This window comes from Nonomuraea sp. NPDC049152, assembly GCF_040648355.1.
Classification (GTDB): domain Bacteria; phylum Actinomycetota; class Actinomycetes; order Streptosporangiales; family Streptosporangiaceae; genus Nonomuraea.
In genome coordinates this window covers 46,550-67,175 of record NZ_JBEZDO010000037.1, presented here as the reverse complement: position 1 = coordinate 67,175, position 20,626 = coordinate 46,550, and the positions used below count along the sequence as shown (strand labels likewise).

Here is a 20,626-nt window from a genome sequence, read left to right as displayed (position 1 = left end):
GACGAGTCTGGATCATTGACAGCATGTCCGTACTGAAGGAGGTCCGCTTCCCCGCCGCCGCCGAACTACCGATGAACATCTGGGTCGACGACTCCGACTCCGCCGTCGACATCGTCGACGCGCTCGCGCTGTCGCCGTTCGCGACGGGCACCCAGCCGTGGGCTCGGCTGGCCAGCCTGGAGCGGGTGCGCGCCGATGCCGTGCTCACCCCGCCCGACGGCAGCCTGGTGCGCACCGCGCACGAGGAGGACGGCTCCGAGGCGCGCCTGTTCTGCGGCGACGGCTGGACGCTGCGGGTGGTGCGCTACCGCAACCGCTGCGCCACGGTCAGCGTCACCGCCGTCAGTGAGGAGCTGGCCCGTTCGGTGCTGGCGAAGACCACCGAGGGCGCGGTCGAGGCGCCGCCGGAGACCGACCATGTCGAGATGGGCTTCTGGTGGTTCGGCCAGCACGGCCCCCGCCGTTCGGACAAGCCCATCACCTCGCCGTCGTGGGAGCAGATCAGCGGCAACTACTCCGCGCGCGTGCGCGAGGCCGTGGGGCGGGTCATGGCCGTAACACCCGCCGAGGTGAGCGGCAGGCTGCTCCTGCTGCACGGGCCGCCAGGCACCGGCAAGACGTCGCTGCTGCGGACCCTGGCGAGGGAGTGGCGGGAGTGGTGCCAGGTCGACTGCGTGCTCGATCCCGAGCGGCTGTTCAACGACCCCGGGTACCTGATGGAGGTGGCCATCGGCGACTCGGGCGAGAACGGCGAGCGCTGGCGGCTGCTGGTGCTCGAGGACTGCGACGAGCTGATCAGGGCGGGGGCGAAGGAGGCGACGGGGCAGGGGCTGTCCAGGCTGCTGAACCTCACCGACGGCCTGCTCGGCCAGGGCCGCGATGTGCTGGTGGCGATCACCACGAACGAGGACCTCGCGCGGCTGCACCCGGCGACGATCAGGCCGGGACGGTGCCTGGCGCAGGTCGAGGTCGGACCGCTGTCGCGCGAGGAGGCGGCCCGGTGGCTGGTCGAGGGCGGCGCGGAGGAGTTCGCGAACCAGGTGGGCGCCGATGGCGCGACCCTCGCGGAGCTGTTCGCCGCCCGCTCGGGCCGCGCCTCCACGGCGCCCGCCGCCCCGGAAACCACCGGCCTGTATCTCTGACCCACGGGGATCCTTAACCTCCCCCCGAGGGATCGGTGACCCTGGACAGTCGGTGTTCGGGTGGGTTCAGGTGGTCAGGGTGGTGTGGAGGCGGCGGGACTCGGTGACGAACCGGCTGGAGCCCCTGCCGGCCGCCACCGCCGCCAGCCCGCGGATCTCTCCCCGCGCCCCCGCCCACCCGGCGACCAGCCCCGCCCGCTCGATCAGGTAGGCGAGACCGGCCATCGGCCGAGCCCCCTGGACCGGCAGCAACAGCGGCAGCAGCTCGGCGAACACCTCCCACACCTGCAGGTGCGCCCCCTTCCGCGCCGCCGGCTCCAGCACGTCGGCCACCGCCTTCAGAGACACCTCTCCCTCGCCGATCAGCTCCGCCAGCCGCCGCCCCAGCGCGGCCGACGGCACCGCGCCCACGGCGGCCAGCTGCCGCAGCGCACCCACCGCCTTGTCCCTGCTCTGCGCGTCCACCAGCGCACCGGCCAGCAGGACGGCCGTGGCAGGCCCCGCGGGCCCGTCGGCGCGCACGATCGCCTCCAGCCACCGCCCGGGGCCGACCGGCCACCGCGACGTCAGCCTGGGAACGAGGTGCGCGGCCAGCACCTCCCGATGCGAGGGCAGCATTCCCGGCCACCAGTCCATCGCCCCGACGACGAAGGCGTCGTGCCAGGTGCCCCTGGCGAGCGCGTCGATCTCGGGCAACCCCGTCGGCGCCCCCTCCAGGGTGCTCACCAGCCGGTGCGTCGGGTCGTCCCGGTACAGCCGGCTTTCCGACACCAGCGTGGACACCGTGGAGGCCGGGTCGGCCAGGCCGCCGGCCGCCAGCCACGCCGCCGCCGTACGGCCGGCCGGCGAGGTGAGCCCGGCGGCCCGCTCGACCACCCCGGCCGGGACCTGCCTTGGCAGCCTCAGCAGCGCCTGCTGGAAGTCGGCGAGCAGCGGTTCGCCCACGGCCTCCAGCCGGTCGAGGAACACCCACGGGTCAACAAGCCCGTCGGACCTGGTCGGCGTGGCCAGCAGCAGCGGCGGCAGCGTGTCGTTCCTCAGCGCGTCGTAGACCTCGGCGCACCGCCGCAGCACCAGCGCGAACGGCGGCGCGGCTGCAGAGGCGGGATCGGTCAGCCAGTGCCGCCGCCGCTTGAAGATCCGGCGGGGTTTGACGAGCTCGACGGCCAGGTCGACGAACCACAGCGCCTGTTCGGACAGGCCGCCGCTGTATCTGTCATCGAGTTTCGCCACGCTCTCCAGCGCCGTCCTCAAACCCGCCCTGTCGCTCGCCGCGAGCCTGACGAACCCGGCGAGGAACCGTTCGGCCGCCGCCCATCCCGTGCGGTGGAAAACGGCGACGAGCGCCGTCGGTGTCGCGGGGATGTCGGGAAATGCGTCCAGCACCGGCAGCGGGGGCAGCTCGGCCGGTGTGAACGGCTCCTCCGCCACGACCTCGCCGCCGTACCCCTCCGCCAGCCGGGCCGACAGCGACGGCGGCAGCAGTTCGCCCGCCGTCCTGATGGTTTCGGCGGCGATCGGGCTGAAGCGCGCGGCGTGCTTGAGCGCGACCCGCGTCGCGTGTTCCTGTACGGGCCGCGACTGGTGGCCCAGCGCCATGGCCAGCGAAGGGATCAGCTCGTCCGCGCGGTCAGCCGCGTGTCTCATCGTCTGGTCGAGCCAGGTCAGCCCGCTCCTGACCAGGCCGCTCTCGGCCCTGAACAGCACGGCCTCCAGCGCCTCCGTGATGGTGGCGGGGTCGAGTTCGGCGGCGCGCAGGTGGGCGAGCGCCACCTCGGCGGCCGGTCCCGCGGCCGAGGGCAGCAGCCGCAGGTAGTCGCGCAGGCGGGGCTGGATCTCGTCTGGCGCCGGGGCGAGCGTCTCGTGCAGGCGGGCGAAGAAGCGCAGGTCCTGAGGGGCGCCGCCGCGCAGGAAGCGGCTGACGCACCCGTCGAGCAGCAGGCGTCTGGTGGTAGGGCTTCCCGCCGCCAGCTCCCGCAACCCGTCGAGCCATCCGGCCCGTGCCTGAACGCCTCCACCGAACGACCCACCACCCGCCGGAACGCCTTCAACGAAGGACCCGTCACCCGCGACCACGCTTCCCCCGAGCGACCCGCCACTCGCGGTGAGGCCTCCTCCGAGCGGCCTCGGGGAGCCCTGGGCGCCCGTGAGGGGGGCCGGGCCGCGGGACACGCCACCGGAGGACGTGGCGCCGAGTGAGATCGCCTGTGAGGAGGTGGCCGGCGAGGGGGTGGTGGCAGTGGTGGGCTTGACGTGTTGGAGGCGGCGGCCGACGCCCTCGGCCTCGAACAGGCGCGGCAGGAGCGCTCCGAGCAGCGGGTCGGCGCGCAGGGCGGCGGCGCTGTGCGGGACGTCCTCGGCCACCCACGCCACCACGAGCGGATCGTGCGCGGGCGGCGTCACCCCCGTCCTGCGCAGCAGGGCGAGCGCCAGGGGCACACCGGGATCGTCGGCGGCGCGGATCCGTAGCGCCGTCCGGGTCGCCAGGTCGGCCAGCCAGGAGTCGCTCCGCGACGACAGCACGTCAAGCAGCAGCTCCGTGTCGTGGAGAACCGCCCACCGGGGAGCGAAGTCGCGCCGGTGCAACCATGACACCACCCCCGCCGCCCCGCCGATCGTTCCCGCCCCCGCGACCCGCAGCGGCGTGGCCCACTGCTCCACATGGGCGCGGGCGCGCAAGGCGCTCAGATAGCCGGGCAACTCCCCTGCGACCGCACGCCTGTCGTCCGGGTCCATCTTCATGACCAGGGCGGCGACCGCGGCGGCGTCGTCGCGTTCGATGTGCCGTCGCACGTTGTCCCATGCGCTCATCGCGTGGCTCCTTCCAGGAGGTGGTGGAGGTCGCGGGCCGTACGGGAGAAGCCGCTCGCGCCCTTGCGCGCGGCCGCGCGGGCGACGGCGGGGAACGGGCCGCGAGCGCCGCCCTCCGCCTCGAAGATCCTCGGCAGGAGGGCGGGCAGCAGCGGGTCGTGGGGCAGGGCGTGGGCGCTGGGCTGCCTGGAGACCCAGGCGAGCACGAGGGGGTCGTGCTCGGGCGGGGCGGCGCCCGTTCTGTGCAGCCGTTCGATGGCGAGGGGCAGGTTGCGGTTGCGGGCGGTGCGGGCGCGCAGGGTCAGCCGGACGGCGAGGTCGGCCTGCCAGTCGAGCGGGCGCGCGGCCAGGACGTGGAGCAGGGGCGCGAGGTCGTCGTCGGCGCTCCGCCACGATTCGAGGTCACGCCTGTTGAGCCAGGAGACGACCGCGGTGACGCCGCCGAGCGTGCCGGCGCCCGCGACCCGCATGCCCTCGGTCCATCCCGGTTCGCCGAGCCAGAAGGCGCGGCCTTCGCGCAGCGCTCCGGGTAACGCGGCGGCCACCTCTCTGCGTCCGTCCTCGTCGAGGCGGGCCACCCTGGCCGCGACCGTGGCAGGGTCCTCGGCGCGCAGCGCCGCCCGCACGACCTCCCACGCGCTCACACGGTCACCTCGGGCGTCTCGACATCGGAGCGGACGGCGATCCTGGCGGCGAGCACGTGCTTGCAGGGCCCTCGGGAGCCGCGGTGGTCGAACCACCACTCGCAGGTGCACGAGCCCTCCTCGATCCGCACCCGCCGTACGCCTCCCGAGGTGGTGACCTCGGCGGCGTCGGCGCCCGTCAGCCGTACCGCACCCGTCTCCAACAGGCGGCGGGCCGCGGTCAGCCGGGGGTTGAGCTCGGCGACGTGGACCTTGTCGTAGGGCAGCTCCCTGTGGAAGTGGCCGGCCTCGTGCAGGTCGTAGCCGACCCTGCCGGCCGTGCCCAGCTGGGTGAGCGCCGCCCGCACCCGGGGGACGGTCAGCCCCGACCGCTCGGCCAGCAGGCCGAGCTCGACGGAGGGCTCGAAGTTGAGCAGCATCCCCACCACGTCGGCGTCGTCGGCGGCCGTGTCGCTCGACAGGTCGTCGAGGACGGCGCCCTCGCCGGAGAAGCCGCGGTACGGCTGCGGCGACACGCACAGCGTGTAGCGCATCTCGGGCAGTTCGAGCTCCCACGCGCTGGCCATGTGGTCGGCGGCGGCGGGGCCGTACACGCGCAGGGCCTTGGTGAAGCGCAGCAGCGGGTGAAGGGTGGCCAGGCGTCCTGCCCCTGCCAGCCGTACCGCGCCGGGGCCGGGGGTTTCGGAGACGCGCAGGTCGCGGCCCGCGGGTACGGCCCACACGTCGGCGCCCGCGCGCTTGGGAAGCGAGCGGAGGAAGCGGACGGCCAGCGGCCCCTGCAGCTCCGCGCGCAGGTCGAACCCCGCCGCGATCACCTGCACCTCGGCGAAGCCGCGCAGCCAGCGGGCAGGCAGCGGCACCTTCTTCTCCACCACGGCTCCGTCGAGCGTGGTGACGGCCAGTTCGTCGGGGCCGACGCCGAGGTGGAGCGGGTCCCTGCCGCCGACGCGCGCGAGGGCCTCGCGCAGCGGGCCGTTGACGTCGACGTTGGTGGTGCCCCTGTCGACCACCTCACCGTCGAGAGCGGGAGCGAGCACGTCGAGCCTGGCGTAGACGCCGCCGCAGGCGGAGAACGACTCGAACCTGAGCCGGTCGCCGTCGCAGGTCACCACGGGGTCGCGGGTCCAGCCCGGGCGCGGCTGGTGGTAGCGGGCCATGGCGACGTCCGCCACCGCGAGCAGCGCGGCGGCGGCCGGCGCGGCCTGGGTGAGCAGGCCGCTGAAGAACCTGGGGTGGGCCTGCGGGCCCGTCAGCGCCCTTCCGCCCGAGGTGGAAAGGCCCAGCTGGCCGTGGGTGAGGGTGGAGGGACCGGCGTAAGAGTACGCCTGCACCGCGTTCGTCATGCCGGGGACGATAGAGATCGTCTCCGACAAAACCCCGCGGTCGCGAGTACGTAAACCTTCCGATGCGCCTCACCTGGCCTTCCCTCCACAATCGGCTGGGTGATATCCCGTGTCGCCTTCCAGCCGGTCGCGCCAGCAGAGCGCGGCTCCCGCGGCTATCACGACCCGTTCGGCGACGGCGCTGCCGTCTGGGACTACGCCGCCTGGACGAGCCCGGAGATCGAGACCGGCTTTCCCGCGGCCGAGCTCGTGCCGTCGTGGACGGCGCGTACCCCGGCGGGCAGCTGGCTGGAGGTCGAGCTGCGCGGCAGGACCGCCGAGGGCCGCCGCACCCGCTGGTACGTCATGGGCAGGTGGGCGGAGACCGCCGCCGACATCCGCCGCACGTCGCTGCCGGGGCAGGGCGACGAGGACGGCGACGTGGCCGTCGACACCCTGGTCGCCAAGCGTCCGCTGGTCGCCTACCAGGTGCGGATCACCCTGTACGGCACGGGCGCGAGCGTCGGCCGCGTCAGCGTGATGGCCTCCGGCGCGCCCGGCCCCGTGCGGTCGACGACTCCCGGCGTGGCGAGCGGGATCGAGCTGCCCGTGCCGCCGCTCTCGCAACGCGTGCACGCGGGCCACTACCCGGAGTGGGACGGCGGCGGCGGGTCCTGGTGCAGCCCCTCCTCGGTGACGATGGTGCTCGGCTTCTGGGGCAGGGGGCCGTCGGCCGAGGAGCTCGCGTGGGTCGATCCCGCCGATCCGTGCCCCGCCGTCGACCACGCGGCCCGCGACATGTACGACCACAGCTACCAGGGGTGCGGCAACTGGCCCTTCAGCGTGGCCTACGCCGGCCGGTACGGGCTCGACGGGTTCGTCACGCGGCTGCGGTCGCTGGCGGAGCTGGAGCGGCTCATCGCCGCGGGCATCCCGGTGATCACCTCGCAGTCGTTCAAGGAGCACGAGCTGCCCGGCGCGGGCTACTCCACGACGGGTCACATCATGGTCGTCACCGGATTCACCGCGACCGGCGACGTGATCGCCAACGACCCCGCGACCGAAGGCGTCCGGCGGATCTATCCGAGGGCTGCCTTCGAGAACGTCTGGCTGCGTGGCTCGGGCAGCGCGGGGATCGTCTACGTCCTCCACCCACCGGAGGTCCCCCTTCCACCATCCGACGGCAATTGGTGATCGATGAGGGTCAGCGGGACGAATGGGGTTGGGGTGGAGTACGGCGGGCAGCGGGCGTGGCTGCCGCGCGACAGGTGAGACATGTCCGAAACTGTCGTCGCCTCCTGCTGGAACGACCTTTGTGGGGATGATGTGAAGAGCGTCGCCGAGATCTGCTCCGACCTGATCAGGTTCGACACCACCAATCCAGGCTCGGGTGAGCGCCCGGCCGCCGAGTATGTCGCCATGTTGCTGAGCGACGCGGGGCTGAAGCCCGTCGTCTTCGAGTCCGCGCCACGGCGCACCACGGTCGTGGCGCGCGTCGAGGGCGACTCGCCCGACGCGCTGCTCATCCACGGCCACCTCGACGTGGTCCCCGCCGACCCGGCCGAGTGGGAGATGCACCCCTTCTCCGGCGAGATCGTCGACGACTGCGTCTACGGCAGGGGCGCGGTCGACATGAAGGGCTCGTGCGCGATGACCATCGCCACCGTGCTCGACCTGCAGGCCAGAGGGGTGCGACCCAAGCGCGACCTGGTGCTGGCTTTCCTGGCCGACGAGGAGGCGACCGGCGACTACGGCTCCCGCCACGCCGTCACCGAGCACCGCGAGCTGTTCGACGGCGTCACCGAGGCCATCAGCGAGTCCGGCGGGTTCAGCGTGACCTCGGGCGACGTCCGGGTCTATCCGATCGCGGTCGGCGAGCGCGGCACCTCGTGGATGGAGCTCACGGCCCACGGCATCGCGGGCCACGGCTCCAGGCCCGCGGTCGACAATCCGGTGGCCACGCTGGTGCACGCGCTGTCGCGCGTCGCCTCCTACCAGTGGCCGGTACGGCTGACGCCGTCCGTCGCCGCGCTCATCCAGAACCTGTCGGAGATCACCGGCCAGCCGATCGACCTCGACCGCCTGGACGAGGAGGCGGCCAGGCTCGGCCCGCTCGGCACCCTGTTCAAGGGCCAGATCCGCAACTCGGCCAACCCGACGATGCTGTCGGCCGGGTACAAGGTCAACGTCGTCCCCTCGACGGCCTCAGCCCACGTGGACGGCCGGTACCTGCCGGGGTTGCAGGAGGAGTTCCTCTCCACGATCGACGAGCTGCTCGGGCCGCGGATCACCCGCGAGTTCGTCAACCTGGAGGACGCGCCCGCCGCCCCCTACCCTTCGGCGTTCTTCGACGAGCTCGGGGCCGCGCTGGTGGCCGAGGACCCCCGGGCGCGGCCGGTGCCGTACGTGATGAGCGGGGGCACCGACGCGAAGTCCTTCGCGAGGATCGGCATCAAGGGGTACGGCTTCGCGCCCCTGATGCTGCGGCCCGACCTGGACTACTTCGGCATGTTCCACGGCAAGGACGAGCGCGTGCCGGTGGAGGGCCTGGAGTTCGGCACCCGCGTCCTCACCCGCCTCCTCACCGACGCCTGACAGGGCGGGGCGGTCGACGGGTTTTCCTGTTGGACCGCCCCAGAGCGGCATCCCTCGCTAGTTTTACGACCCATGATCAAGATTGTGCGGGTGTGGGCGGGTCTGCTGGTCTTCGCGGTTCTCCCCGGCTGCACCGGCTCCCCGCCGAAGGCGGCCGCGACGCCTGCTCCCGCCACCTCGCCCGCTCATGAACCCTCCTCGACCGAGCTCGCGCCCGTACCGGGGCCGATACCGACTCCGGCGCTCCCCAGCGGCAATCCGTGGCGGATCGATTTCGTCGGCTCCATGCCGGACTGGCGGTTTTACGACATGACCGCGACCGGGCCGAGGGACGCGTGGGCGGTGGGCAGGGAGAGCGGGAGCCTCGAGGGCGCGCCGTTCCTGGTCCGCTTCGACGGCGTCTCCTGGCGCGAGCAGGAACTGCCCGCCGACATCCGCTCGTTGACGGACCACTACGTCCGCGTGGCCGCCTCCGGCCCCGACGACGCCTGGCTGTTCGCCCGCTCGAACGACGGCAGGCGGGCCTTCCACTGGAACGGCGCGACGTGGCGGGAGGAGCCGCTGCCCCCGGCGTCGGAGGACGGGTACGGCTTGGCCGTCGTCGCCTTAGGACCCCGCGACGCCTGGGCGGTCGACGGCACCCGCTCGGCCCTGCGCTGGGACGGCCGCTCGTGGCGAAGGGTACGGCTGCCGGCCGTCGCCAACTCGATCAGCGCCGTCTCACCAGGGGACATATGGGCGGTCGGCTCGAAAGCCCCTGGTCCCGGCCAGCCCCGCTACCCGCAGATGGCCGGCATGCACTGGGACGGCCGGTCCTGGCGGCTGGTGCCAATGCCGACGTTCCGCTTCCCCGACCCGGTGCCCTCCCTGGCATTCGCCGTCCTCGACAGCGTCGTCGCGCTGGCTCCCGACGACGTGTGGGCCTCCGGCAAGCACGACTACGACGCCCACGGGGAGAGCGACGATGAGCCTGAGCCGGAGTCCGTGCTGCTGCACTGGGACGGAGACCGCTGGCGCAGGGTCGCATCGCCCGCATCCGAAGACTGCTGCTTGTGGATGATCTCCGACGGCGCCGGCGGGCTGTTCCTCAAGGGTGATCTCGACGAGTACAGCGGCTGGCGCAGGACCGGGCGGTCGTTCACCCCTGTCGAGCAGGTGCCGTACGTGTTCGGATCCGAGGACAGCTCCCTCATCGTCGGCAGCATGGCCGCGGCCCCTGGGACCGGCCCGCTGTGGATGGCCGGCTACGCCGACGCGGGACGCTACGGCGAGCGCCCGGTCATCGTGCGCTACCGCTGAGAACCTCAGGATGGACCTCGCCGACACGATCGACCCGTTCTCGCGGGTCTGACAAGCGGCGGGAACGGCGCTGCCTGGGGATGGTCAGGGCACCGTCAAATCGGACATAAGGGCTATATCGCTACTAAACGTGCTGTTAGCATCACATACTGTGACTAATCCGAAACGCGTAGAAATCGGCTGGCCCGGACTAGGCATCACGGTGACCGCCGAACTGGACGAGCGCAACGCCGCTCTCGCGCAAAGCCTGTGGGACGCACTGCCGTACCGCAGCCTGCAGGGTCACGCCCTGGTGGCGGGCCACCACCTCTACCACGTCGCCCCCGTCCACGGCCTGCTGCACCAAGCGGCCACCTACAAGGTCGAGGACAGGCGCTTCGAGCCCGACGGCACGATCTTCGCCTCGCGCCTGCAGCACCTCGGCATCAAGTACGGCGAGCTGACCGAGCCGATGCCCGCCACCCCGATCGGCAAAATCCTGCCCAGCGATCTCGACTCGCTCGTCGAGGCGGGACACGCCGTGTGGGAGGCGGTGTACACGACCAAGAAACCCGTCATCGCCGAGGTACGGCGCGCGGACGGCGTCAGCGGCCACAGCCTGCCCCGCCTCACGGCCGCCGACCCGGTGACCGACGCCCTGATCGGCGACCTGCACGCCGAGACCGAGCGGATCTGGCTCGAACCGCCGCAGGAGCTCGTCGACCTGCACGAAGGCCGCATCGCCTCTGGGGCGGGCAGCTTCGAGACGGTCCTCACGACGGTGCTGTTCGTCAACGGCGAGACGCGCCCGCTCGGCTACGCCAGCTACGGCGGCCTGGTGCGCGCCGCCTACGAGGACATGTCGATGGAGGCGCTGCGCCACATGGCGCGCCTCCTGATCGCGGTACCCGGCGAGTTCCTCGGCTACTGCGGCCTGGAGAAGGTGTGGGCCTTCACCCAGCGCGTCCTCGAGCGCGTCGACAGGCTCGACGACCGCGACGACTTCGTCGCCCTCATGGCGCACATGGCGCTCTACGTCAACTGCCTCGGCGGTTGGAACCTGCACCTGTTCCCGTGGCAGCTGGGTGACCACCTGCGCCGTGTGAGCGCGAGCGCATGACCGCCCACGCACAGGTCGTGGTCGTCGGCGGCGGGGTGATCGGACTGTCGATCGCCTTCCATCTGGCCGAGGCCGGGATAGGCACCGTACTGCTCGAACGCGACGAGCTCGGCTCGGGCGCGTCGCGGGTCACGGCGGACGTCGTGCGCTCCTACTTCGCCGGCAACCCGGTGAGCTCGGCGCTGGCCGTGCGGAGCCTTGCCGCCTATCGCGACTTCTCCGTACGGCCGGGCATCGACCTGCCGCTGCGGCGGGTCGGCTACCTGGTGCTGTTCACCGAACAGCAGCAGGTGGCGGCCTTCGAGGCCGACCTGCCCGCCCAGCGGGCGGCAGGGGTCGACGTCGAGCTGATCGACGCGGACCTGGCCAGGCGGCTCAACCCGCTCATCGGCGGCGACCTGCCGCTGCTGGCGGCCGCCTGGTCGGCCCAGGCCTACGTCTCCGACACCGCCGCCATCGTCGGCGGCTACGCGCAGGCGGCCAGGCAAGCGGGTGCGCAGCTGCGCACCGGCGTCCTGGTCACGGGCATCGACGCCGAGGCGGGCAGGGTGGAGACCGCCGACGGCGCCATGACGGCCGATGCCGTCGTGTGCGCCGCCGGCGCGTGGTCGGCCCCCCTCGCCCGCTCGGCGGGGGTGGACCTGCCGCTCACCGAGCCGATCGTCCAGGAGCTGCTCACGACCGATCCGCTGCCGTCCATGCCGGACATCCCCGTCACCCTGCACGCCGCCAGCGGCCTGCTGGTACGGCTGCGCGGCGACGGGCTGCTGATCGGCATGGGCTACCCGGGACCCGACAGGGGCGCGTGGCGGCGGCGCGTGGCCGCCCAGCTCGCCATCGTCTATCCGAGCCTGGCCGGCTCCGGTCTGTACACCGCCGCCACCGGCGTCCGCGACGCCAGCCCCGACCGCACCGCGTTCATCGGCCATCTGCCGGGGCCTCCCGCGTTCCTGTACGCGGCGGGGTTCTCCGGCCACGGCCTGTGCAACGCGCCCGCGGCGGGCGAGCTGGTCCGCGACCTCTACCTCGGAAAGGATCCAGGGCTCGACACGACCACGCTGTCCGCAAGGCCAGAGCGAGTGGGGTGACATGGACACCGAAAACGCCGAATTCGTACTCGACCCCGCCACCCCCGACGTGCACGCCGACAACGTGCGGCTGCGGGAGGCGGGAGCGCTGATCCCGGTGGAGGTCGAGGGGGTGCGAGCGTGGGCGGCCACCCGCTACGCCACGCTGGCCGCCGTTCTCACCCATCCGGACCTGTCCAGGGACGTCAGCCACTGGGATCCGGCGGCCAAGGCCGCCGCGCCTCCCAACACCGCGGTCAGCAAGCTCGCGTCCGACACCTCCATGCTGAACGCGGAGGGCGACGCCCACCACCGGCTGCGCGCACCGGTGTCCAAGTCGTTCAGCGCACGCAGGGTGGAGGACCTGCGCCCGAGGGTGGCCCGGCTCGCGGCCTCTCACGTCGACCGGCTGGCCGCCATGCCGCCTGGCCCCCTCGACCTGCGGCTGGAGTTCGCCTATCCGATACCGCGCGACGTCATCTCCGAGCTGATGGGCGTCCCGAGCTCCCTGAGAGAGGAGCTCCACGAGCTCACCGACGTGGCCGCCAGGGTCGGCGACGGTCCCGACGACGTGGCCGACGCCCGGCGGCAACTGTGCAGGCTGCTCGACGAGATCATCGAGATCCGGCGCGACACGCCGGGAGAGGACCTGATCACCGACCTGATCGCCGCCTCCGAGCAGGAAGAGGACCGGCTCACCCGATCGGAGGTCCGCGACACGGTCGAGCTGCTGTTCATCGCGGGGCACGTGACGACCGTCAACCTCATCACCAACGCCGCCCGGGTCATGCTGACGCATCCCGACCAGCTCGCCGCGGTCCGCTCGGGGGCGCGGCCGTGGAGCGCGGTGGTCGAGGAGACCATGCGATGGGACTCGCCGATCGCGCACTTCCCGATGCGGTACGCCGTACGGGATCTGGAGATCGAGGGGATGCCGGTGCGCAAGGGCGAGGCGGTCATCGGCTGCTTCGCCTCGGCGGGCCGCGACCCCGACCGTTACGGGGAGCGGGCGGAGCGGTTCGACGTGACCGCTCCCACGCAGAGCCACCTGTCGTTCGGGCACGGACCGCACTTCTGCCTTGGCGCGCCGCTGGCCAGGCTGGAGGGCGAGGTGGCGCTGGCCGCGTTGTTCGCGGCGTTCCCCGACATCAGGCTGGCCAACCAGGAGAACGGCTGGCGGCCCCTCGGCACGGTGCTCGGCAACAGCACCAGGAACCTGCCCGTGGTCCTCGGAAGGAGGGCGGAATGAGCCTCGGCCACAGCGTCTTCGCGGGAGTGCGCGCGGCCGGGCCGAGAGAGGTGCTGGTGTGCGGGCGGCGTCGGCTGACCGGCGACGACGTACTGGAGATGGTGGCAGGCGCGGCGGCCGCGCTGCGGGCCCGCGGGATACGGCGCGGCGACACGATCGCCTGCATGTCGGGCCGGCAGCCCGAAACCACCGTCGCCAGGCTCGTGATGCTCGCGCTCGGCTGCCCCGTCGTCCACCTGCTGCCGGGGGTGCGGATCGAGGCCGCGGCCAGGACCATGCGCACGCTCGGCACGACGGTCCTGCTCCACGAGCCGTGCCGTCAGGAGGACGCCGACCGGCTGCTCGAGGCGTATCCCGTGCCGATCGTCTACCGTCTCGACGCCGACCTGTTCTCCACGCCGCACGGCGGGCTCGTCAGCCCGCCGGAGGTGCTGCCCGACGAGCTGTCGGCGGTGGCGTTCACCAACGGCACGACGGGCGGCGCCAAGGCCGTCGCCTACAGCCAGCGGGCCGAAGCGGCGCACCTGGCGGCGGCGCGGGCGACGTTCGGACCCGAACCGTGGCGCTTCCTCATGCCGCCAGGCCACTACGTGCCCAACCAGCTCGCGCTGTGGGCGCTGGCGACCGGCGGCACCGCGGTCCTGGTGGACGACACCGAGGTGGGCCACGAACCCGAGGTGATCGCCAGGGAGCGCGTCACGCAGGCTCTGGCGGGACGGCCGATCGAGCTCTACGACCTGGCCGGCCGGATGGGCCCCGTGGCGCTCGGCACCGGACCCGGCACCCTGCGGCTGTTGCTGTACGGCGGCGCGGCCGCGGTGCCGACGCGCAGCATGGAGGTCGTCATGGGGCTCGGCCCCGTGGCCCTGCAGTGCTACGGGCTCACCGAGGCGGGCTTCGTCACCGCCCTGTCACCGCTCGACCACCTGCGCCCCGACCGGGTGACCTCGGTCGGGCAGCCCGTCGAGGGCGTGGAGGTGTGCGTGCGCGACCTGGAGGGCCGCGCGCTGCGGGTCGGCGAGATCGGCGAGGTGTGGGTGCGTTCGCCCCAGCTCATGAGCGGGTACGTCGGCGAGCCTGAACGCACCGCCAGAACGCTGCGCGACGGCTGGGTCCGTACCGGCGACCTCGGCCACCTGAACGCCGACGGCTACCTGTTCCTCGTCGACCGCGTCGAGAACAGGCTGGCCGAAGGCGTCTACGCCCACCCGATCGAGCACGTCCTGACCAGCCATCCGGCCGTGGCGGACGCGGCGGTCTTCGCCGTGCCGCACGAGGGAGGACACGTGGTGGCCGGCACGGTGGTCAGGCGCGCCGACGGCGAGGTGGACCTCGACGTGCTGCGCGCCCTGGTCCGCGACTCGCTCGGCGCGCGGTGCGAGCCGCTGCACCTGTGGCTGATCGACAAGGTGCCCCGCACACCGGGCGGCAAGCCGGACAAGGCGGCGTTGCGCCTGCGGTACGAGCACACCGTCCCTGCCGCCACCGAACCCATCCACATCGCACCCATCACCATCGAACCGATCACCATCGAACCGATCACCATCGAATCCACCACCGAACCCGTGGCCACCTGACCGCGGCCACCTGACCGGCACAGAGATCCCGCGATGACGACGCCCGCCCGTCGTCATCGCGGTCTGGCGTGGAGCAGGGGTCAGACGCCGAAGGCGGCCAGGGTGCCCCAGGTGGTCGCCACACCCACCAACGCGCCGGCGATCACCTGTCCGGGGGTGTGGTGGGCGAGGCGGACCCTGGCCCAGCACACCAGGCCTACCAGGGCTCCGCCGACCAGCGCCGTCGGAGCAGGTGGCAGCACGTGGGCCAGGACCACGGCGGTCCCCGCCGACACGGCCGCGTGGAAGGAGATCTTCCAGCGCAGCGTCACCGGCACCGTCACCGCGAGGGCGGCGAGCATCGCGGTGACGGTGGCGACCAGAAGGGTGGGGGCGCCCAGCAGGACCAGCAGGACCAGCGCGACGAGCACGGCTCCCACGGCGGCCAGCAGAGGTCCCGTACGGCGGGCCCTGTCGACCAGGTGACGGGAGTCGAGCCGTCCCCTGCGGACGCCGACGGCGATGACGGTGGCGGGCACGCCGCCGCAGAGGGCGGAGGCGAGCAGGCCCCAGGCGGCGCCGGACCAGCCCTGGGCGAGCAGCCCGACGACGGGAGGCATGGCGATCACCAGCACCTGGGGGGCGAACACCTCGGTCACCCAACCGGCCATCCTGGTCATCACCGGCACGTACCCCCGACTCGTTTCATGGTCATCCAACCTGCCATGAGCCGGACGGTGGAGGCAATCAGCGCGGGCCCGCCGGCTCACGTGGTGGCGGGGCGGCCTCGCGAGTGCTCTCCGGCGATCGAACCTCGGACAGCGGGCATCGGCGGCGATGCGACATGATGGCGCGGTGGATCAGATCACGCTGAGCGCCTGTGCCGAGGTGGGGTTCCAGGTGGCGGGCCGCAAGGGGGCGCACGGCGCGATGCGGGCGTTGAGCCGGGTGATCCCGCTGGACGCCTACGCGTTCGTCGCCTTCGACCCGGTCACGGGACGGCACCGCAGCCTGGTCTCCGACGGGCTGAGCGGCGTCCCTGTCATCAGGGAGCGGCTGGGCGACGGCCGGGAGCCGTACCCGATGGATCCGGCGCAGCTGGCGGCCTTCGGCTGGCGGCAGGGGCTGACGACGCCGCTGCTGCTGGCAGAGGGCCGCTACACGGGGCTGCTGCACCTGTCGGCGCCCCGCTTCCCCGCGCACGCGCGGACGGTCATGGCGGCGCTGTCGCCGACGCTGGCTCATGTCACCGATCTGACCAGGTGCGTGATCGACCCCGTCGGGCTGCCGAGCGGCTTCGCCGCGGTGGCCTTCGACCGCGGCGGCGTGGTGCGCGACGTGGCGGGTGCGGCCAGGTCGGAGGTGGTGGCCGCCGATCCGGCCATGGCCGCCTGCGCCAGAGCCTTCCTCGACTCGCGGGAGCTGAGCAGGCGCGGGCTCTGGCAGGACCCGGGCGGCCAGTGGCGGGAGGTGCGGATGCTGCGCGCGGGCGTCGGCTCGCACGGCGCGCTGCAGGGGGCGGTGGTGGCCGAGCGGGCCTGCTGCCTGCCGTACGAGCTGACAGGGCGGGAGGTGCAGGTCCTGACCAGGGTGGCGGCGGGTGACTCCAATCCGCAGATCGCCGCCGCCCTCGTGCTGAGCGTCCGCACGGTCACCACCCACCTGGAGCACATCTTCGCCAAGCTGGGCTGCGACAGCCGTACCAGGGTAACCACGAAGGCCCTCGCCGAGGGCCTATGCGTGATCGACCTCTAGACGCCCGCCACCGCCCAGCCCCAGGGCACGGTGACGAGCACCAGCTCGAACCAGACGGTGTTGACGCCGTTCTCCCTGCTGTAGCCCCAGCGATGGCTGAGCGCCTCCAGCAGCGGCAGGCCGCGCCCGCTCTGCGCGGTCAGTGAGGCGGTACGGCAGGCGCACGGCGGCCCGTCGGAGCCGCCGTCCTTGACGCAGACGCGCACCTTCGACCCGGTGGACAGCACGGTCAGGGTGAAGGTGCCGCCGTCACGTGAGGCGGAGTGCACGACGGCGTTGGTGACCAGCTCGCTGGTCAGCAGCACGCTGTCGTCGTGAAGCGGATGTCCTGATCCGAGGGCGGTGGTCACCAGGCGGCGAGCCGTGGCGACCTGGTCGGGTGCTCCTGGAAGGGTCCAACTGTCGTACTCCGGCGGTTCCACGGCGACCTCCCCGACTGCGGCGACCCTTTAAGGACGCGGCGCCCGGCGAGCAGGAGGAGTCACGAAAAGGTAGGAATGTTCTTGCTGGACGGAACCGGATCAGGTCCGGTGCCATCGCGCTTCGGCCAGGCAGTACACCGCGAACAACACCAGTCCCACGGCCACCGCGACCAGCAGCCACGGGCCCGCGGGCGTGTCGGCGAGCGACTTGAGCGCGCCGTCGAGGCCGACGGCTCTGTCGGGGTCGTAGGTGATCGCCGCCTGCCCGATGAGGGCGCCCGCGGTGATGGCGATGACGCCCCGGGCGATGTACCCTGCCTGCCCGAGCCTGCGGACCGTTTCGCCGCCGCCTGTCATGTCCTTCATGAACTTCTTCGTCCAGCCCTCGTGGATCCAGTGGACGCCGAGCGCGATCACGCCGAGCGCGACGATCCCCACCAGCACCTGCCCCGCGGGCAGGGCGAGCAGCGCCTGGGTGACGTCCTGCGACTGGGAGTCGGTGGAGGCGGCCCGCTTCCCGCGCAGCAGCAGGCCGAGCAGGGAGACGACGAGGAGCACGTAGAAGACCGACTTGGCGGCCGACTCCAGCCTGTCGCGCGTCCTTCCCCCGCTGGTCAGCGCCTCGCGTGCCTGCCACACGACCAGCGCGGCCAGCCCCAACGTCATGATCCACAGCACCACCGACCCGAACGGCTGCGCGGCCACCAGGTGGATCGCGCCGTTCTTGTCCGCCTCGCCTGCCTCGCCGAAGGCCACCTGCAGCGCCACGAGGCCGATCAGCGCGTACAGCAGGGCCCTGGCCGCGTGCCCCAGCTTGGTGAGAATCATGGCGTTTCCTCTGCACCGGCGGGCGGGTCGTAAACCAGGGGGGCCGACCGAGTACGCTGCGATCGGATGAGGCGACTGGAAGGGGAACCTGGGCGTGAGCAGCCTCGAGGCCGTCTGGGTGCAGCCGTACGAGCAGCCCGGCGCGGCGATCGTGACGGGCGTCTTCGACATCCTGCACGTGGGGCACGTCCGCTACCTGCGGTCGGTGGCCGAACGCGGCCTGCCGCTGGTCGTCGGCGTGGAGGACGATCCGCGCGTTCGCGCGTGGAAGGGCCCGAGCAGGCCGCTGAACTCGGCCGCCGAGCGCGCCGAGGTGCTGGCGGCGCTGCGTTCGGTGTCGGGGGTGTTCATCGTGAGCGGCCCGCCCGAGGCGCACGGCCCCGAGGACTACATCGACCTGCTGGCCCCGATGCAGCCCGGCGCGCTCGCGCACACGGCGGGCGATCCGCACGCGGGCGGCAGGTGCGCGGCCGCGGCGCTGCTCGGCGCGCACTGCTGGGAGCTGGAGATGATTCCCGGTCGTTCGACGACCAGGATCGTCAACGCTGGGCTAGGATGATCCCCATGCAGCGCGCACTCGTCACGACGACGCCGGACCCGTTCCCGGCGCGCTGATTCCATGCTCCCCGGGCGAACGCCCGGGGATCGCTGGTCGTTCGCCCTCGTTTTCCGAAGGGTTCATCATGAACGACCATCGCAGGCTCGGCCGCGAGCTCGACCTGTTCGACACCCATCCGCTGATCGGTTCGGGGCTGCCGTTCTGGCTGCCCGCCGGCGCGGCCGTGCGCAGGGCGCTCGAGGACTTCGTGCACGAGCTCGAACGCCGCAACGGCTACCAGCACGTCAACTCGCCCGTGCTCGGCAAGCGCGAGCTCTACGAGAGATCAGGTCACTGGTCGCACTACAGCGACGACATGTTCCCCCCGATGGAGGTCGGCGGGGAGCAGTTCGTGCTGCGGCCCAGTCTGTGCCCGCACCACGCGCTGATGTTCGCCGCCAGGCCGCGCAGCCACAGGGATTTGCCGCTGCGCCTGGCCGAGCTCGGCGGCATGTACAGGGGCGAGCTGTCGGGCGTGCTGGGCGGCCTGTCCAGGGTGCGGGCCATCCAGCTCAACGACGGGCACGTGTTCTGCCCGCCCGACAGCGCTGCCGCCGAGGTGTCGGCCGCGCTCGACCTGATCGAGGCCGCACACGGCCAGCTCGGCGTCGTGCCCGCCCGCTACCGCCTGTCGCTCAGGGGCGACGGCGCCAAGTACGTCGACGACCCCGCCATGTGGAGCAGCGCCGAGGCCATCCTGCGCGAGGCGCTGAACGCGCGGGGCCGCGCCTTCGACGAGGAGCGCGGCGAGGGCTCGTTCTACGGCCCGAAGATCGACATCCAGGTCGTCGATCCGCAGGGGCGCGAGAGCACCCTGTCGACCGTCCAGGTCGACCTGTTCCAGCCCGGCCGTTTCGACCTGTCCTACGTCGGCCCCGACCAGGCGGCGCACCGGCCCGTGATGGTGCACAGGAGCCTGGTCGGCAGCCTCGAACGCCTGATGGCGCATCTCGTGGAGATCCACGGCGGCGCCTTCCCCGCCTGGTTCGCGCCCGTCCAGGCGGTGGTGCTGCCCGTCACCGACGCCGAGGTCCCCGCGGCCGAGGAGCTGGTACGGCGCAGCGTCGCCGCGGGCCTTCGCGCGTCGATGGCGGCGCCGGACCAGGGCACCCTGGGGGCGCGCGTCAGGTCGAACAGGCTGGTGCCGTACCAGCTGGTCGTCGGTCCCGCCGAGGCGGGGCTCGGTGAGGCGGCGCTGCGGCTGCGCGACGGCAGCAGGCACGAGGCCAGGCCGATCGCGCAGGTGCTGGCCTGGATGGCGGCTAGAGCCAGTCCCGCTTTTTGAACGCCAGGTACAGCAGCCCCGAGGCGACCAGGATGACGAGCGTCGAGGACCAGAAGCCGAGGCTCGTCCCGTACCCCGGATAGGGCACGTTCTGGCCGTAGTAACCGGTGATCATGGTCGGCACCGCGATGACCGCCGCCCAGCCGGTGAGCTTCTTCATGATCTCGTTGAGCCTGAACCCCTGCTGTGACATGTGGGTCTCGCGCAGGTTGCTCATGAGGTCGCGCAGGTTCTCCGTCCACTCGGCCACGCGCAGCACGTGGTCGTAGAGGTCCTGGTAGTACGGCGTCATCTCCGGCGTGGCCACGTCAAGGTCGCGCCGGAGCAGCGTGTTGACCACCTCGCGCATCGGCGCGGCCACCTTGCGCAGGCCGGCCATGTTCTTGCGCAGGGTGAACATCTTCCTGGAGTCCTCCCTGGACATCGGGCGCTCATCGAACAGCTGCTCCTCCAGCGCCTCGACCTGCTCGTCGAAGCTCTCGACCAGTTCGAAGTGGCTGTCGACGACGTAGTCGAGCAGGCCGTGGAGCAGGAAGGGGACACCGTTCTTGGCCAGGTCGCCCGCCGCGTCCCACCGGGCGGTCACCCTGTCGATGTCGAAGTGCTCGTTCTCTCGCACGGTCACCAGGGCGTTGCGGGTGGCGAAGATGTTGATCTCGACGGCGTCGAGCCCGCTGTCCTGCATGTGGAGCCAGTAGGCCGTGATGAACAGGTGGGTGTCGTAGACGTCGACCTTGGGCCGCTGGTGTTCCTGGAAGACGTCCTCCACCGCCAGCGCGTGCAGCCCCAGTTCCTCGGCGATGAGCTCCAGATCGCCCGCGCTGGGCGCGCACAGGTCGAACCAGACGACGTTGCCGGGGTCGCAGACGTGATCGGAGACCTCCGCGATGGGAAAGCCCTCCGACACGAGGGCACCGTCGCGATAAAGGCGGGTTCGCACCATGACCGTCCACC

18 protein-coding genes are annotated in these 20,626 nt (G+C 72.2%); 11 read left to right on the top strand and 7 right to left on the bottom strand.

Annotation, left to right across the window (positions count from 1 at the left end):
- Positions 1-23 precede the first annotated feature (23 nt).
- Positions 24-1,142 carry a DUF5925 domain-containing protein gene (locus AB0B45_RS43490; protein ID WP_358143572.1) on the top strand — a complete coding sequence of 373 codons (1,119 nt, stop codon included), beginning with the start codon at positions 24-26 and terminating at the stop codon, positions 1,140-1,142.
- A 66-nt stretch (positions 1,143-1,208) separates the two neighbouring features.
- Here AB0B45_RS43490 and AB0B45_RS43485 read toward each other — a convergent pair whose 3' ends face one another.
- The 3 genes from AB0B45_RS43485 to AB0B45_RS43475 are packed head-to-tail and all read right to left on the bottom strand — an operon-like array spanning position 1,209 to position 5,940.
- Positions 1,209-3,953 carry a DUF6493 family protein gene (locus AB0B45_RS43485; RefSeq protein ID WP_358143570.1) on the bottom strand — a complete coding sequence of 915 codons (2,745 nt, stop codon included), beginning with the start codon at positions 3,951-3,953 and terminating at the stop codon, positions 1,209-1,211.
- Positions 3,950-4,597: a hypothetical protein gene (locus AB0B45_RS43480; RefSeq protein WP_358143568.1), complete on the bottom strand. Its 648-nt coding sequence runs from the start codon at positions 4,595-4,597 to the stop codon at positions 3,950-3,952. The genes AB0B45_RS43485 and AB0B45_RS43480 overlap by 4 nt, the downstream gene beginning before the upstream one ends.
- Positions 4,594-5,940, bottom strand: a complete 1,347-nt coding sequence (locus AB0B45_RS43475; protein WP_358143566.1) for an SWIM zinc finger family protein — start codon at positions 5,938-5,940, stop codon at positions 4,594-4,596. Before AB0B45_RS43475 ends, AB0B45_RS43480 begins: the two co-directional genes overlap by 4 nt.
- 99 nt (positions 5,941-6,039) lie before the next feature.
- On the opposite strand from AB0B45_RS43475, the gene AB0B45_RS43470 reads away from it, so the two are divergent.
- From AB0B45_RS43470 to AB0B45_RS43440, 7 genes are all read left to right on the top strand, one after another.
- Positions 6,040-7,113 carry a C39 family peptidase gene (locus AB0B45_RS43470; protein WP_358143564.1) on the top strand — a complete coding sequence of 358 codons (1,074 nt, stop codon included), beginning with the start codon at positions 6,040-6,042 and terminating at the stop codon, positions 7,111-7,113.
- 81 nt (positions 7,114-7,194) lie between these two features.
- Positions 7,195-8,514 carry a M20/M25/M40 family metallo-hydrolase gene (locus tag AB0B45_RS43465; protein ID WP_358143562.1) on the top strand — a complete coding sequence of 440 codons (1,320 nt, stop codon included), beginning with the start codon at positions 7,195-7,197 and terminating at the stop codon, positions 8,512-8,514.
- Positions 8,515-8,586: 72 nt separating this feature from the next.
- On the top strand, positions 8,587-9,813 hold the full coding sequence (locus AB0B45_RS43460) for a hypothetical protein (RefSeq protein ID WP_358143561.1): 1,227 nt from the start codon (positions 8,587-8,589) through the stop codon (positions 9,811-9,813).
- Between the two features lie 151 nt (positions 9,814-9,964).
- A complete protein-coding gene (locus AB0B45_RS43455) occupies positions 9,965-10,912 on the top strand; it encodes a hypothetical protein (protein ID WP_358143559.1) in 948 nt (315 codons plus the stop codon).
- On the top strand, positions 10,909-12,000 hold the full coding sequence (locus AB0B45_RS43450) for an FAD-binding oxidoreductase (RefSeq protein ID WP_358143557.1): 1,092 nt from the start codon (positions 10,909-10,911) through the stop codon (positions 11,998-12,000). The genes AB0B45_RS43455 and AB0B45_RS43450 overlap by 4 nt, the downstream gene beginning before the upstream one ends.
- Position 12,001: 1 nt before the next feature.
- Positions 12,002-13,228 carry a cytochrome P450 gene (locus AB0B45_RS43445; protein ID WP_358143555.1) on the top strand — a complete coding sequence of 409 codons (1,227 nt, stop codon included), beginning with the start codon at positions 12,002-12,004 and terminating at the stop codon, positions 13,226-13,228.
- Positions 13,225-14,805, top strand: a complete 1,581-nt coding sequence (locus tag AB0B45_RS43440) for an AMP-binding protein (protein WP_358143553.1) — start codon at positions 13,225-13,227, stop codon at positions 14,803-14,805. Before AB0B45_RS43445 ends, AB0B45_RS43440 begins: the two co-directional genes overlap by 4 nt.
- Before the next feature lie 80 nt (positions 14,806-14,885).
- Here the strand turns inward: AB0B45_RS43440 and AB0B45_RS43435 are convergent, their stop codons facing one another.
- A complete protein-coding gene (locus AB0B45_RS43435; protein WP_358143551.1) occupies positions 14,886-15,464 on the bottom strand; it encodes a phosphatase PAP2 family protein in 579 nt (192 codons plus the stop codon).
- Between the two features lie 175 nt (positions 15,465-15,639).
- On the opposite strand from AB0B45_RS43435, the gene AB0B45_RS43430 reads away from it, so the two are divergent.
- Positions 15,640-16,539, top strand: coding sequence for a helix-turn-helix transcriptional regulator (locus AB0B45_RS43430; RefSeq protein WP_358143549.1), 900 nt, complete (start codon positions 15,640-15,642; stop codon positions 16,537-16,539).
- Here the strand turns inward: AB0B45_RS43430 and AB0B45_RS43425 are convergent.
- Positions 16,536-16,961 carry an ATP-binding protein gene (locus tag AB0B45_RS43425; protein ID WP_358143547.1) on the bottom strand — a complete coding sequence of 142 codons (426 nt, stop codon included), beginning with the start codon at positions 16,959-16,961 and terminating at the stop codon, positions 16,536-16,538. The genes AB0B45_RS43430 and AB0B45_RS43425 overlap by 4 nt on opposite strands.
- A gap of 99 nt (positions 16,962-17,060) precedes the next feature.
- Positions 17,061-17,789, bottom strand: coding sequence for a DUF1206 domain-containing protein (locus AB0B45_RS43420; RefSeq protein WP_358143545.1), 729 nt, complete (start codon positions 17,787-17,789; stop codon positions 17,061-17,063).
- Between the two features lie 94 nt (positions 17,790-17,883).
- Here AB0B45_RS43420 and AB0B45_RS43415 point away from each other — a divergent pair, with 94 nt between their 5' ends.
- Positions 17,884-18,348 (top strand): adenylyltransferase/cytidyltransferase family protein, encoded by a 465-nt coding sequence (locus AB0B45_RS43415; protein WP_358143543.1) that lies wholly within the window; start codon positions 17,884-17,886, stop codon positions 18,346-18,348.
- A 124-nt stretch (positions 18,349-18,472) separates the two neighbouring features.
- The gene (gene thrS / locus AB0B45_RS43410) at positions 18,473-19,672 is read left to right on the top strand and encodes a threonine--tRNA ligase (protein ID WP_358143541.1); all 1,200 of its coding nucleotides are present in this window, start codon (positions 18,473-18,475) and stop codon (positions 19,670-19,672) included.
- Here the strand turns inward: thrS and AB0B45_RS43405 are convergent.
- Positions 19,650-20,615, bottom strand: coding sequence for a magnesium transporter CorA family protein (locus AB0B45_RS43405; protein WP_358143539.1), 966 nt, complete (start codon positions 20,613-20,615; stop codon positions 19,650-19,652). The two genes, thrS and AB0B45_RS43405, sit on opposite strands and share 23 nt — an antisense overlap.
- Positions 20,616-20,626: the final 11 nt, after the last annotated feature.